The sequence below is a fragment of the Serratia sp. BNK-23 genome (assembly GCF_047456145.1).
In the GTDB taxonomy this organism is placed as follows: Bacteria; Pseudomonadota; Gammaproteobacteria; order Enterobacterales; family Enterobacteriaceae; genus Serratia; species Serratia nematodiphila.
In genome coordinates this window covers 4,867,052-4,881,032 of the sequence record NZ_CP179900.1, presented here as the reverse complement: position 1 = coordinate 4,881,032, position 13,981 = coordinate 4,867,052, and the positions used below count along the sequence as shown (strand labels likewise).

Here is a 13,981-nt window from a genome sequence, read left to right as displayed (position 1 = left end):
TTCGGCGACGAAGGCCGCACATACCGGAGGTCAACATGCGAAGTCTGGAAGATCACCTTGCCGCTTATGCCGCCTATCACCGCGATGCGCGCAATATCGCCACGCATTTTATCGGTATCCCCCTGATCGTCATCAGCCTGCTGGCGCTGCTCTCCCGGCCGGCGTGGGGCGCGGAAGGGCTGCCGTTTTCGCCGGCCTGCGCGGCGGTTATCGTCTCGGCGCTCTATTACCTGCGGCTGCACCTGCGCCTTGGCATCATGATGCTGGCGTTGCTGCTGCTGTGCCTCGTGTTCGGCGCCTGGGTGGCGTCGCTGTCGACGGCGGCGTGGTTGAGCGTCGGCATCGGCGGCTTCGTCATCGGCTGGCTGTTTCAGTTTGCCGGGCACTTTTGGGAGGGGCGAAAACCGGCGTTTATGGACGACGTGACGGGCCTTATCATCGGCCCGCTGTTCGTGCTGGCGGAAGCCTGCTTCCTGGCCGGCGGGCTGCGCGAACTGCAGCGGAACATCGAACTGCGCGCGGGCAAAGTGCGCAATGGGAGGGGATGAGGTGGCGTTGATTCCCACGGTGACGGCATTTCCGCTGCAGCAGGCTTTTATCCCGCTGCTGGAGGCGCTGACGGCGGGGCTGCCGCGCCAATTCCCGGCGCTCATCCACAGCATTTACCTCTACGGCAGCGTCGCGCGCGGCGAAGCTCTTCCCGGCGTGTCCGATCTGGACATCACGCTGTTGCTCATCAAGCCGGCCGATAGCGGGGCGTTGCAGCGCCTTGAAGCGTGGCGGCAAGCCTTTCAGCTGGAGCAGCGGATCGTGAGCAAGGTCGACTTTGACATCGGCAGCGTTGATGAAGCGTTGGCGCCGGAGCATCACGATTCCTGGGGATTTTGGCTGAAGCATCACTGCCGATGCCTGTGGGGCGAAGACGTGTCCGCCGCTTTTTCGCTGTTTCGTCCCGATCGGCGCATCGCGCTGGCGGTCAATGCTGATTTACGGCCCGCGTTGGCGCGTTATCGGGAGCAACTGCTGCAGGCAAGGACGGTATCGGATGAGAGGCGCTTAAAGCGCGAAGCGGCCAGAAAGCTGATCCGCGCCACCAATATGTTGCGCGCCGAGGGGAGCCCGTTCTGGCCGATAACGCTAACCGACTATGCCGATCAGCTGTTGGCGCTTTATGCAGAGCAGCGCGATGAAATGGACTATTGGTTAGCGCACGCGGCAGGGGAGGCGAATGACGCGGATTTTAGCGACAGAATGATGCAATTTCTTGACTGGATCGAAGCACAGAAAAAAATAACGCCGGCTTGAGCCGGCGTTGTCGGCGAGCGTTACCCGATCGCCGGGTAATCGGTGTAGCCTTCACGGCTGCCGCCGAAAAATTTCTCTTTAATGGGCGCATTCAGCGCCAGCCCGTGTTGCAGGCGGTGAGGCAGATCCGGGTTGGCGATGAACGGGCGGCCGAAGCCGATCAGATCCGCCCAGCCTTTGGCCAGCGCTTCTTCAGCGCGTTCACGCGTGTATTTGCCCGAGTAAATCAGCGTGCCGCGGAAAATCAGGCGCAGTGATTCTTTGAACGCCGCCGGCATCACCGGGGCGTCATCCCAGTCCGCTTCGGCGATGTGAATGTAAGCGGCGCCGATATCGTTCAGCACGCTGGCCGCCGCCAGATAGGTGGCTTCCGGGGTATCGTCCTGCGAGCCCATCAGGGTGGTCAGCGGCGCCAGGCGCACGCCCAGTTTCTCTTTGCCGATGGCGTCCGCTACCGCCTGCGCCACTTCCCGCAGGAAACGCAGGCGATTTTGCAGTGAACCGCCGTATTCGTCGTCGCGCTGGTTTTCCCGCGAGTCGATAAACTGATTGATCAGATAGCCATTCGCGCCGTGCAGCTCTACGCCATCGAAACCGGCGGCGATGGCGTTGCGGGCCGCCTGAGCGTAGTCATTGACGATCGCCGGAATTTCTTCCCGCGTTAAGGCGCGCGGTGCGGAGTGTTGCACCATTTCACCCACGCCATGTTCCGGCCCGCGGCCTTCGACATCCACAAATACCTTGACCCCATCGGCCTGGATAGCGGAGGAGGAGACCGGCGCGGCGTGGCCAGGCTGTAGAATGGTATGCGACACGCGGCCGACGTGCCAAAGCTGCGCGAAGATCTTGCCGCCGGCCTGATGTACGGCGTCGGTGACTTTTTTCCAACCGGCGATGTGTTCCGGGGTGTAAATGCCGGGCGTCCAGGCATAACCCTGGCCTTGCTGGCTAATCTGCGTGCCTTCGCTGACGATCAGCCCGGCGCTGGCGCGCTGGGCATAATATTCAGCCATCATGTCGGTGGCGACGTCGCCGGCGCCGGCCCGAGAGCGGGTCATGGGCGGCATGACGATGCGATTGTTCAGCGATAAACCGTTTAAAGAATACGAGTCAAAAAGCATGGCGCTTCCCTCTGTGTGAATGGGGCCGTAGGGCATTGATGTTTTACTGAGGCCATTATATTTCGTCGTTTAATTCTAAAAACGCGCACAATAACAAAACACTTTTGCTCTGTGTTCAATAGTTGCGGTGGCCGCCGGCTTGCCGCAGGTGGCGGGAATGAACCCGATGTGCGCTCGGGCGACGGCGGCTATTGCCTGTCGGCGCGTGGTTGGGATAGAGTCGGCTGCTGTTTTTCCCCACGATTTTTAACAAAATCGCAAAAGTCTTTTAGCCTCCCGCCTGCTTATCTTTGGTGTGATCAATGTCATACTTTTGGCATCTTAACTTTCCCGCGCTTCGGCAGCGGTTAACCGGAGTTGTTGAATGAAAATTAACTTTCCCTTATTAGCCCTGGCGGTGGGGGCGTTCGGCATCGGCACGACCGAGTTTTCCCCGATGGGGTTGCTGCCGACCATCGCCAAAGGGGTGGACGTCTCCATCCCGATGGCCGGCATGTTGATCAGCGCCTACGCCGTCGGCGTGATGGTCGGCGCACCGCTGATGACGTTGCTGCTTTCTCACCGGGCACGCAGAAGCGCGCTGATCTTCCTGATGGCGATCTTTACTCTGGGTAACGTGCTGTCGGCCGTTGCGCCTGACTACACCACCCTGATGCTGTCGCGCATCATCACCAGCCTGAACCACGGCGCGTTCTTTGGCCTCGGATCGGTGGTGGCCGCCAGCGTGGTGCCGAAGGAGAAACAGGCCAGCGCAGTGGCGACCATGTTTATGGGCCTGACCATCGCCAATATCGGCGGGGTGCCCGCCGCGACCTGGCTGGGTGAAACCATCGGCTGGCGCATGTCGTTCCTGGCGACGGCCGGGCTGGGCGTGATCGCCATGCTGGGGCTGTGGTTCTCGTTGCCGCAAGGCAGCGCCGGCGCGCGTCCTGATGTGAAACGCGAGCTGTCGGTATTGGTGCGCCCTCAGGTGCTGTCCGCCTTGCTGACGACCGTGCTGGGCGCGGGCGCGATGTTCACGCTCTATACCTATATCTCGCCGGTGTTGCAGCACATCACCGATGCGACACCGCTGTTCGTGACGTCCATGCTGGTGTTGATCGGCGTCGGTTTCTCCATCGGCAACTACCTCGGCGGCAAGTTCGCCGACCGCTCCGAAAGCGCGACGCTGAAAGGCTTCCTGTTGCTGCTGGTGGTCATTATGCTGGTGATCCCGTTCCTGGCGCGCAGTGAAATCGGCGCTGCAGTCAGCATGGTGATTTGGGGCGCAGCGACCTTTGCCGTGGTGCCGCCGCTGCAGATGCGCGTGATGCGTGTCGCCAGTGAAGCGCCGGGGCTGTCGTCTTCGGTCAATATCGGTGCCTTTAACCTGGGCAATGCGCTGGGCGCCGCCGCCGGTGGCGCGGTAGTCTCCGCCGGGCTGGGATACAGCTTCGTGCCGGTGATGGGGGCGATTATTGCCGGATTGGCGCTGCTGCTGGTGCTGTTCACCCACCGTCAGGCCGAAAAAGTGGCCTACGCCAACGGTTAAAACGACAGCGTGCGGCGGGGTTCCCCGCCGCGCTCACTCAAAGCCGAGCAGGCTGAACGCATCGTCCTGCGGGGCGTAGCCGAGCAGGCGACGGGTCTCTTCCAGCGATAAACGCGTGTAGCGGTTATTGGAAACCCCGTGCACCACCGCATATTGCACCCCGTCGACACGAATGCAGCGCTCCAGCAGATCGGCGGCATCGCGATGGCTGAGAAACGCGCTCATGTCGCGGGCGCTGAGCCGATCGCCCGGGCTGAGGGTGGTGAAGTTGGCGATGCGCACCGACAGGGCGGAAAGCCCTTCCTGATGGGCGAAGTAGGCGGCGATGCCTTCGCCGAACGCCTTGCTGGCGCCGTACAGGTTTTTCGGTTTCGGCGCGTCATCCGGGCGGATTTGGTAATCGAGCGGATAGCCTTCCACCGCCTGCGCGCTGCTGGCGAACACCACCCGGCGGCAGCCGGCGTCTTTCGCCGCGCGGAAGATATTGAAAGTGCCGAGAATGTTGTTGTCCATCAACGAACCGCAAAAGTCGGCATCGGGGGAGGGATCGGCCGCCAGGTGCAACACGGTGTCGATATTGGCGCAGGCCGCGCGGCAGGCGTCGAGATCGGCGATGTTGAAGCTGATGACTTCGTCGCCGGGCTGCAGATCGTGCAGCAGGCTGACATCCCTTTCCGCCAACCGCAGCGCGTAGCGATTGCCCATCGCCTGGCGAAACGCCGTGGCTACCCGGCCGCCGGCGCCGGTGATCAGAATCCGTCCCAACTCAGTCCGCAACGTCATGGTCGCTGTCATCCTTACAATCGATTACGCGTTGACCAGTAATAATCGCCCGCGTGACTTTTGTCCAGTCGTTTTAATTAGTCATTCTGATGTTTCTTTCACCATTATCAATTGCGCATGGTGATTTTTGCGCAGGTGAATATCGTGGAATGTTAACGATGTGCAATCAAGCTTGGCGATCTATTTGCCTTATTGATTGCCGATTGTGGCTAAAAAAGCGGGGATTGACAGTGGATGGACGAGCGCTTTGCTTTCGCTTGATAGTGAATTATTTGGTTAGTTAATCTTATGTTTTTTGGGCCTGAGGCGGGCGATATTCCGCCCCCTCTCTATTCCGCCTGCGCGATATATCACTGCTGTGCTGAAGCCGATAGAGGGCGACAGGCCTTATTTGATACCTCAGGTCGGTTTTGCCCGCCCGATCACAGTTCGGCAATTTGCCGACGCAAAGCCTTGCCCCGGCAAAATCCGCGGTGTTAACGTCATAACTCAACCGATTTAGGGTTGTTACTGCTACGGCAGGCAAAACCTAAACCTCGCGTTTCTGTTCCCCGATGGGGCAGAGGCCGCGAGGTTTAGGTTTTTTTTTGCGCCGAATTTCGCCTCAGCGCCAGGCCAGCGCGGGGCGGGGAGCGGCAGAACGCGAAGTCTAAGGATAACAGTATGAAATATGACACATTAGCCAGTGAGATTTTGGCCGGCGTCGGTGGCCGCGACAATGTGAAAAGCCTGGTGCACTGCGCCACCCGCCTGCGTTTCAAGCTGCGCGACGACACTCGCGCCAACGCGGCAGCGCTGAAGAAAAATCCGGGCGTCATCATGGTGGTGGAGAGCGGCGGCCAGTTCCAGGTGGTGGTGGGCAACCACGTGGCGGAGGTGTTCGATGCGGTCAACCGGATCGGCGGGTTGGCCGAAGGCGCGCCGAGCGACGACGCGGGCGGCAAAAAAGACAATCTGCTCAGCCGCTTTATCGATCTGGTGTCCGGCATTTTCACCCCGCTGCTCGGGGTGATGGCCGCTTCGGGGATCCTGAAAGGCTTCCTGGCGCTGAGCCTGGCTTGCGGCTGGCTGCTGGAGAGCGGCGGCACCTTCAAAATGCTGTTCGCCGCCAGCGACGCGCTGTTCTACTTCTTCCCGATCATGCTCGGCTACACCGCCGGGAAAAAATTCGGCGGCAACCCGTTCGTCACCATGGCGATCGGCGGCGCGCTGACGCACCCGCTGATGATAGCGGCCTTCGAAGCGGCGCAGCAGCCGGGCGCGGTGCGCGAGTATTTCTTCGGCATTCCGCTGACCTTCATCAACTACAGCTCGTCGGTGATCCCGATCATCTTTGCGGCCTGGGTGTCCTGCCGCCTGGAGCCGCTGTTTAACCGGGTGATCCACAGCGCGCTGCGCAATTTCATCACGCCGCTGCTGTGCCTGGCGATCACCGTGCCGTTGACCTTCCTGCTGATCGGCCCGGCGGCAACCTGGCTCAGCCACCTGCTGGCCAACGGCTATCAGAGCATTTACGCCTTTAACCCGATCATCGCCGGCGCCTTTATGGGGGCGATGTGGCAGGTGTGCGTGATCTTCGGCCTGCATTGGGGATTGGTGCCGTTGATGATCAACAACCTGAGCGTGCTGGGGCGCGACACCATGGTGCCGCTGCTGTTGCCGGCGGTGATGGGGCAGGTCGGCGCCACGCTGGGCGTGATGCTGCGCACTCGCGACGCCAAACTGCGGGCGCTGTCCGCTTCGGCCATCGGCGCCGGCATTTTCGGCATCACCGAGCCGGCGGTGTATGGCGTCACGCTGCCGAACAAACGCCCATTCATCTTCGGCTGCATCGGCGGCGCGCTGGGCGGCGCGGTGATCGGCTACTTCCATACTTCGGTTTACTCGTTCGGCCTGGTGAGCGTGTTCACCTTCGCGCAGATCATCCCCGGCGGCGGCATCGACGCCACGGTATGGGGCGCGATCGGCGGCACCCTGCTGTCGTTCGTGTTCGCCGCGCTGGCCAGCTATCTGTTCGGCGTTGCGCCGGCGGAAGACGCGGCGCAGCCTGAAGCCGCCGCGCCGCTCAACCGCAAACAGGCGATCCTCAGCCCGATCGCCGGCGACATCGTGCCGCTGGATCAGGTGAACGACGCGACCTTCGCCAGCGGCCTGCTGGGGAAAGGGGTGGCGATTGCGCCGCAGCAGGGGCGCGTGGTGGCGCCGGTGAGCGGCAGCGTGGCGTCGCTGTTCAAAACCAAACACGCCATCGGCATCGAATCGGACGACGGCGCGGAGATTCTTATTCACGTCGGCATCGATACCGTGAAGCTGGACGGGGCGCATTTCACCGCCCACGTGCGGGAAGGCGAGCGGGTCGCCCCGGGCGATCTGCTGATCGAGTTCGACCAGGCGGCGATCCATGCCGCCGGCTATGACACCACCACGCCGATCATCATCAGCAACAGCGATGATTACGTGGACGTATTGACCAGCGGCCTGTCTCCGGTGCAGGAACAGGCGCCGCTGCTGACTTTATTACGCTAATTGAGGAGCAAGCGATGAACGGCAAGTTTCCGCAACATTTTCTGTGGGGCGGCGCGGTAGCGGCGAACCAGGTAGAAGGCGCGTATCAGGCCGACGGCAAGGGGCTGTCGACCTCCGATCTGCAGCCGCAGGGCATCTTCGGCGCCATCACGCCGCGTACGGCGGGCGACAGCGGCATCAAGGACGTGGCGATCGATTTCTATCATCGCTATCCGGAAGACATCGCGCTGTTCGCCGAGATGGGCTTCAAATGCCTGCGCACCTCGATCGCCTGGACGCGCATTTTCCCGCAGGGTGACGAAGAGACGCCGAACGAAGCCGGGCTGGCGTTTTACGATCGGCTGTTCGACGAGATGGCGAAGTACGGCATTCAGCCGCTGATCACGCTGTCGCACTATGAAATGCCTTACGGCCTGGTGAAGCGCTACGGCGGCTGGGGCGATCGCCGCACCATCGACTTCTTCGAGCGCTACGCGCGCACGGTGTTCGAACGTTACAAGCACAAGGTCAAACACTGGCTGACCTTCAACGAGATCAACATGTCGCTGCACGCGCCTTTCACCGGCGTCGGTCTGCCGCCGGAGAGCGACAAGAGCGCCATCTATCAGGCGATCCACCATCAGCTGGTGGCCAGCGCCAAAGCGGTGAAGGCCTGTCACGAGATCGTGCCGGAGGGCAAAATCGGCAACATGCTGCTGGGTGGCATTCTGTATCCGCTGAGCTGCAAGCCGGAAGATCTGCTGGAAACCCAGCGGCAAAACCGCGACTGGCTGTTCTTCGGCGACGTGCAGGCGCGCGGCTATTACCCGGCCTATATGCAGCGCTTCTTCCGTGAAAACGGCATTCAGGTGGCGATCACCGAGGAAGATCGGCGAACGCTGCGTGAAACCATCGATTTCATCTCGTTCAGCTACTACATGAGCGGCTGCGTCACCGCCGACCCGGAGCAGTATGAGACGGCGCGCGGCAACATTCTCGATATGGTGCCGAACCCGCATCTGGCCAGCTCGGAGTGGGGATGGCAAATCGACCCGATCGGGCTGCGCTACCTGCTCAACGTGCTGTACGACCGCTATCAGAAACCGCTGTTCATCGTCGAAAATGGGCTGGGCGCCAAAGACCGCGTCGAGGCCGACGGCAGCATCAACGACGATTACCGCATCAACTACCTCAATGATCATCTGGTGCAGGTGGCGGAAGCGATCGACGACGGCGTCGAGGTGATGGGCTACACCAGCTGGGGACCGATCGATCTGGTCAGCGCTTCGAAGGCCGAAATGTCGAAGCGCTACGGCTTCATTCACGTCGACAGGGACGATGCCGGCAACGGTAGCCTCGAGCGCCGCCGCAAGAAGAGTTTCTACTGGTACCGCGATGTGATCCACAGCAACGGCGCCAGCCTGAAAGACCGACGCTAACCCTTCAGCCCGGCGGCAAGCGCCGGGCGTTAACCTAACGTTATTCGCTGCTGTTCATGATGGGAAATTCTCTCCCAGGGAATGCTGTTGCCCGCAGTCAGCCGTTATGCGGAGAAATATAATAATGATGAAAAGCTTATTACCTCGTTCCATGACCCTGGCGGCGCTGGCGCTGTTTTGTAGCCAGGCGCAGGCAGAAACGCTGCAAACCGGCAAGGACGTCGAAGCCCCCACCGCCAAATGGGAAGGAGTGGCGCTCGGCTTTGAGCCGCCGCAGCCCGGGCTGTTGGGGGATATGCTGGGGATCAGGCCGATCCTGGAGGATCACGGCTTCCACTATAATCTCGGCTACCTCAGCCAGCTGTCGTATAACGCCGGTGGCGGTTACAACCACGATAAACAGGCGTCGTATATCGACCAGTTTTCGCTGACCTTCAGCCAGGATTTGCAGGCGCTGACCGGCATTCCGGACGCGGCGATCGAAGGCAATATCGTCAACCGCAACCATGACAACAACCTGACCCGCGATCGCCTGCAGGATCCGCGCGTCGGCCTGACCGATCTGTCGCAGGAGAGCTTTGGCGGGCAGTCGATTACCCGGCTGGGTTGGTTGACCTTTAGCCGCTCCTTCCTCGATCGCCGGCTGCAGTGGCGCATCGGCATGATGAACAAGGTGCAGGATTTCGATCAGATCATCCCCTGCGATTTTCAGACGCTGACGCTGTGCGGCGGCAAGTCCGCCAACTCGTTGACCTGGTACAACTGGAACGTGCATTACTGGGGCACGACGCTGCAATACAAACTGACCGATGGCCTGACGCTCAAGGGCGGCGTGATGGAACAGAACCCGAGCGCCCCCAGCCGCAGCCACGCCTGGAGCTGGTCCACCAAGGGCAGCAAAGGCTTCCTGCTGCCGATGGAGCTGGAGCTGAAAACCCACGCCGTCAACCAGCTGCCGGGGGTGTATAACCTGGGCGTGCTGTTCACCAACGCGCGCCAGAGCGATCTTTATGAAGGGGTGTCCGGCGGGCCGGGCGCCAGCGATCCGCAGGGCTATCGCAGCCACGATCGCACCTGGTTCCTGTATACCGGTTTCAACCAGCAGGTGACGCGCCATGCGGACGACGTCAACCGCGGTCTGAGCGTGTTCTACAGCCTGGGGCTGGGAGATCAGCGCAGCAACTACCTGCACTGGTCCACCTCGACCGGCATCCGCTATCGCGGGCTGTTCGATGCGCGGCCGGACGACTGGCTGGGGCTCGGCGTCTCGGTGGTGAAGCTGAGCGACCGCTACAAAGACAATCAGCGTTATCTCAACCAGATGAGCGGCATCAGCGATTATCACGATCCGAACTATCGGCCGGTGCCGGGCCACTCGGTGACGGCGGAGCTCTATTATCGCGTTAACGTCACGCCGTGGCTGCAGCTGCAGCCGGGCCTGCAATACTGGCATCACCCGGCGGGCGTCAGCGAGACGCAGGACGCCTGGGTGACGGCGTTGAAAACGGTGGTGACCTTCTGATCAGGCCGCGTCGCTCTCGCGGTAGCGCCGGCGGGCGTGCTCAAACCAGCTGGCCGGCACGTTGTGCGGCGGCTGCTGTAATCTGAGCAGCCCCTGTTCGACGATATGGCTGGCCTGGCGCCACAGCGTCGGGTCGCCTTCGGTCAGCACTTCCAGCAGGCGCTGTTTCTCGATCAGATAGGTTTGGGCGAAGTGGCTGTCGTAGTCCAGCAGCGAGCGGGTGTTGTCGATCAGATCCGCCAGCTTGATGGTTTTGGCCTGCGGTGACGCGCCGGCGCTGTGGCGCCGATCGCGGTTTTTACGCTCGAAGCGGTTGCCGTCCTCGGCGCGGCTGACGTTGGTCAACATTCGCACCAGTTCCGCCACTTTTGGCCCAAAGTGGCTTTCGATATCGCCGAGGGTGGTGGGCGTATCTTCCACCGTGTCATGCAGCCAGGCGGCCGCCAGCATCTCTTCGGTGTGCGGCACGCTGCGCACCAGCTCCATCACCGCCTGTGGGTGGACGATGTACGGATCGTCGGTGTATTTGCGGCGCTGATCGATGGCCGCATGCGCCTTGGTGGCGTAGCGGCGCGCGCGTTCTGCAAGCGTATTCGTCATTTCCTTTCCCTCCGAGCATCCTCTGCATGAAAAAAAGGTAGCATACCTCACAAGAAATAGCTTGCGATTACATCGTGCACTATCTATATTCACAAACATGAAAAGCACCGATACCGCACAACCCAACGCGAAGAACCTGCTGCAGCTCGATCAGCAGCTCTGTTTCGCGCTGTACTCCGCCAACCTGGCGCTGCACAAAGTCTACCGCAAGCTGTTGAATCAGCTCGAACTCACCTACCCGCAATACCTGGTGATGATGGTGCTGTGGGAGCGCGATCGGGTGACGGTATCGGATATCGGCGAGCGGCTGTTCCTCGATTCCGCCACGCTGACGCCGCTGCTGAAGCGGCTGGAAACCGCCGGTTTGCTGGTGCGCTATCGCGCCACCACCGACGAGCGGCAGGTGATCATTGCCCTCACCGAAGCCGGCCGCGCGCTGCGTGAGCGGGCGCAATCGGTGCCCGAGGCGGTGATGTGCGCCACCGACTGCAGCCTGGACGAGATCGTCTCGCTCAAACAGCAGTTGGAAAAGCTGCGCGGCAGCCTGATCGATCAGATTTGATCCTCCAGCGCCGGACGCAAGAACGGCAGGGGTGGTCTACACTGGTTAATAAGTGTCAAAAATAAGTAGTGCGCGATTTAATCGCAAGAGATAAATATGTGACCGGCTTTACCTCGTGGAAGCCGTAGTCATCTCGCCAACCAGCAAGAAGGAATGAACGATGTCTATTGAGAAAGTGGTTTACCGCGCTCACGCCACCGCAACCGGCGGCCGCGACGGCCGTGCGACCTCCTCCGACGGCGTGTTGGACGTGAAACTGGGCGTGCCGAAAGAGATGGGCGGCGCCGGCGGCGAAGTCACCAACCCCGAACAGCTGTTCGCCGCCGGTTACTCGGCCTGCTTCCTCGGCGCGTTGAAGTTTGTCGCGGCGAAAGAAAAGGTCAAAATTCCGGCCGAAGCCAAGATCGACGGCACCGTCGGCATCGGTGAAATCCCGAATGGCTTCGGCATCGAAGTGCAGCTGGATATCTCGCTGCCGGGCATCGAGCGCAGCGTGGCGGAAGATCTGGTGAAAAAGGCGCATGTGGTGTGCCCATACTCCAACGCCACCCGTGGAAATATCGATGTAACTCTGAACGTTAAGTAAGATTTTTGCCGATATCTGGAAAAAATGGAGGGTTTATCCCTCCATTTTCTTGCGTGCCCTGTCTGAAAACCGCTCAAAAAAACGGTAAATTTTGTCCGTTTTGTGAGAATTCTCTTGATTATTACCCGCAAAATAACGCTTATTGCCGGTTGGCTGAACCAGAAGCCGCAATCAGTGTCTGACTGAGTCAGAACCGCTACACCGTCCCCGGAGCCACCGCGTTACATGAACAAAGTTAAATCGCTATCACAGCAGAATTTATCGTTATTGTTAGCGATCTATATCGGCATCTTTCTAAACCTATCCGTTTTCTATCGCCGTTTTGATTCGCTGGCGCACGGCATTCAGGGAATTAAGCTTATTTCGGCGGTGACGGAAGTCATCGCTATCGTCCTGTTTACGTTCTTCATTATGCGGCTGGTATCGCTCGGCGGCCGGCTGTTTTATCGCATCGTCGCCTCGCTGCTGGTGTTGATTTCGGTTGCCGCCAGCTACTACATGACGTTTTTCAATGTGGTGATCGGCTACGGCATCGTGGTGTCGGTGATGACCACCGATATCGATCTGTCGAAAGAGGTGGTTGGCCTGCACTTCGTGCTGTGGATGGTGGCGCTCAGCGCCTTGCCGCTGCTGTTGATCTGGAAAAACAACCTGCGCTATACCCTGATAGAACAGCTGAAAACCCCTGGTCATCGCATCAAGCCGCTGCTGGTATTGCTGGCGGTGGTGGCGCTGGTCTGGCTGCCGCTGCGCATGCTGGACGACGAGCAGAGCGTGCAAGAGAAGCTTTCCAACGTCGATTTGCCGAGCTACGGCGGCGTGGTGGCGCACTCGTATCTGCCGTCCAACTGGCTGTCGGCGCTGGGGCTGTTTGCCTACACCCGCTATGACGAAAGCCAGGATCAGAGCACGATGTTCGATCCGGGCAAACACTTCACCTACGTACCGCCGGCGGACATCGACGACACCTACGTGGTGTTCATCATCGGCGAGACCACGCGCTGGGATCACATGGGCATGCTGGGCTACGAGCGCGATACCACGCCGCGGCTGTCTAAAGAGAAGAATCTGGTGGCGTTCCGCGGCGAGTCGTGCGATACCGCCACCAAGCTGTCGCTGCGCTGCATGTTCGTGCGTGAAGGCGGCACCGAAGACAATCCGCAGCGCACGCTGAAAGAGCAGAACGTGTTCGCGGTGCTGAAGGATCTGGGCTTCTCTTCCGAGCTGTTCGCCATGCAGAGCGAGGTGTGGTTCTACAACAACACCGAGGTGAACAACTATTCGTTCCGCGAGATGATCGCGTCCGAGAAGCGCAACGACGGCAAGGCGGTCGACGATATGCTGCTGGTGGACGAAATGAAGGAGTCGCTGGCGCGTTATCCGAAGGGCAAGCACCTGGTGATCCTGCATACCAAAGGCTCGCACTACCTGTACTCGCAGCGTTATCCGCGCAGCTATGCGCGTTATCAGCCGGAGTGCATGGGGGTGGACGATTCCTGCACCAAGGCGCAGCTGATCAATGCGTTCGACAATACGGTGCTGTATACCGACAGCTTTATCAGTAATGTGATCGACCAGGTGCGGGACAAGAAGGCCATCGTGTTCTATGCCGCCGATCACGGCGAATCGATCGGCGAGAATACGCACCTGCACGGCACGCCGCGCGAAATGGCGCCGCCGGAGCAATTCCGCGTGCCGATGATCGTGTGGGCGTCGGACAAGTTCCTCGAAAACCCGCAGCACCTCAGCGCTTTTGAGCAGCTGCAGGCGCAGCAGCGCATCGGCAAAACGCATCGCCACGTCGAGCTGTTTGACACTATCCTTGGCTGCCTCGGCTACACCTCTCCTGATGGCGGCATCGTGGATAAAAACAACTGGTGCCATCTGCCGCAGGATAAAACGGCGCCTGCCCGCCTGTGATCCCTCCCGCCGGGTGCCTGCCTTGCGCACCCGGTAATTTCACCCAATACATTCTCTTCATCAATTATTCCGGTGTGCGCATACGGTATACTTGCGCACTTCCCCTG

The 13,981-nt window shown here is 60.4% G+C and carries 12 protein-coding genes; 9 read left to right on the top strand and 3 right to left on the bottom strand.

Going from position 1 to position 13,981, the window contains the following annotated elements:
• Positions 1-35 precede the first annotated feature (35 nt).
• Together ACMGF9_RS23180 and ACMGF9_RS23175 are read left to right on the top strand one after the other, a co-directional pair.
• A complete protein-coding gene (locus tag ACMGF9_RS23180) occupies positions 36-548 on the top strand; it encodes a DUF962 domain-containing protein (protein WP_075685751.1) in 513 nt (170 codons plus the stop codon).
• Position 549: 1 nt separating this feature from the next.
• On the top strand, positions 550-1,305 hold the full coding sequence (locus tag ACMGF9_RS23175) for a nucleotidyltransferase domain-containing protein (protein ID WP_166444727.1): 756 nt from the start codon (positions 550-552) through the stop codon (positions 1,303-1,305).
• Positions 1,306-1,325: 20 nt separating this feature from the next.
• Here ACMGF9_RS23175 and ACMGF9_RS23170 read toward each other — a convergent pair whose 3' ends face one another.
• On the bottom strand, positions 1,326-2,426 hold the full coding sequence (locus tag ACMGF9_RS23170; RefSeq protein WP_004934091.1) for an alkene reductase: 1,101 nt from the start codon (positions 2,424-2,426) through the stop codon (positions 1,326-1,328).
• 364 nt (positions 2,427-2,790) lie between these two features.
• Here ACMGF9_RS23170 and ACMGF9_RS23165 point away from each other — a divergent pair, with 364 nt between their 5' ends.
• Positions 2,791-3,957 (top strand): MFS transporter, encoded by a 1,167-nt coding sequence (locus ACMGF9_RS23165; RefSeq protein WP_004934092.1) that lies wholly within the window; start codon positions 2,791-2,793, stop codon positions 3,955-3,957.
• 33 nt (positions 3,958-3,990) lie between these two features.
• Here ACMGF9_RS23165 and ACMGF9_RS23160 read toward each other — a convergent pair whose 3' ends face one another.
• Entirely contained in the window at positions 3,991-4,740 is a 750-nt protein-coding gene (locus ACMGF9_RS23160; protein ID WP_031299763.1) for an NAD-dependent epimerase/dehydratase family protein, read from the bottom strand.
• 663 nt (positions 4,741-5,403) lie between these two features.
• On the opposite strand from ACMGF9_RS23160, the gene bglF reads away from it, so the two are divergent.
• The 3 genes from bglF to ACMGF9_RS23145 all read left to right on the top strand — a co-directional run bounded on the left by bglF (position 5,404) and on the right by ACMGF9_RS23145 (position 10,206).
• Positions 5,404-7,266 carry a PTS beta-glucoside transporter subunit IIABC gene (gene bglF / locus ACMGF9_RS23155; RefSeq protein WP_164044936.1) on the top strand — a complete coding sequence of 621 codons (1,863 nt, stop codon included), beginning with the start codon at positions 5,404-5,406 and terminating at the stop codon, positions 7,264-7,266.
• 14 nt (positions 7,267-7,280) lie between these two features.
• Positions 7,281-8,684 carry a glycoside hydrolase family 1 protein gene (locus ACMGF9_RS23150; protein ID WP_016929537.1) on the top strand — a complete coding sequence of 468 codons (1,404 nt, stop codon included), beginning with the start codon at positions 7,281-7,283 and terminating at the stop codon, positions 8,682-8,684.
• Between the two features lie 124 nt (positions 8,685-8,808).
• Entirely contained in the window at positions 8,809-10,206 is a 1,398-nt protein-coding gene (locus tag ACMGF9_RS23145) for a carbohydrate porin (protein WP_412034281.1), read from the top strand.
• Here ACMGF9_RS23145 and ACMGF9_RS23140 read toward each other — a convergent pair whose 3' ends face one another.
• A complete protein-coding gene (locus ACMGF9_RS23140; protein ID WP_015376230.1) occupies positions 10,207-10,806 on the bottom strand; it encodes an HD domain-containing protein in 600 nt (199 codons plus the stop codon). It abuts the gene before it with no gap.
• A 97-nt stretch (positions 10,807-10,903) separates the two neighbouring features.
• Between ACMGF9_RS23140 and ACMGF9_RS23135 the strand changes: the two genes are divergently transcribed.
• The 3 genes from ACMGF9_RS23135 to eptB all read left to right on the top strand — a co-directional run bounded on the left by ACMGF9_RS23135 (position 10,904) and on the right by eptB (position 13,874).
• Complete coding sequence (locus ACMGF9_RS23135; protein WP_004934111.1) at positions 10,904-11,368, top strand: MarR family winged helix-turn-helix transcriptional regulator; 465 nt, start codon at positions 10,904-10,906, stop codon at positions 11,366-11,368.
• Between the two features lie 160 nt (positions 11,369-11,528).
• A complete protein-coding gene (locus tag ACMGF9_RS23130) occupies positions 11,529-11,954 on the top strand; it encodes an organic hydroperoxide resistance protein (protein ID WP_004934114.1) in 426 nt (141 codons plus the stop codon).
• A gap of 225 nt (positions 11,955-12,179) precedes the next feature.
• Positions 12,180-13,874 (top strand): kdo(2)-lipid A phosphoethanolamine 7''-transferase, encoded by a 1,695-nt coding sequence (gene eptB / locus ACMGF9_RS23125; RefSeq protein WP_015376231.1) that lies wholly within the window; start codon positions 12,180-12,182, stop codon positions 13,872-13,874.
• Positions 13,875-13,981 lie beyond the last annotated feature (107 nt).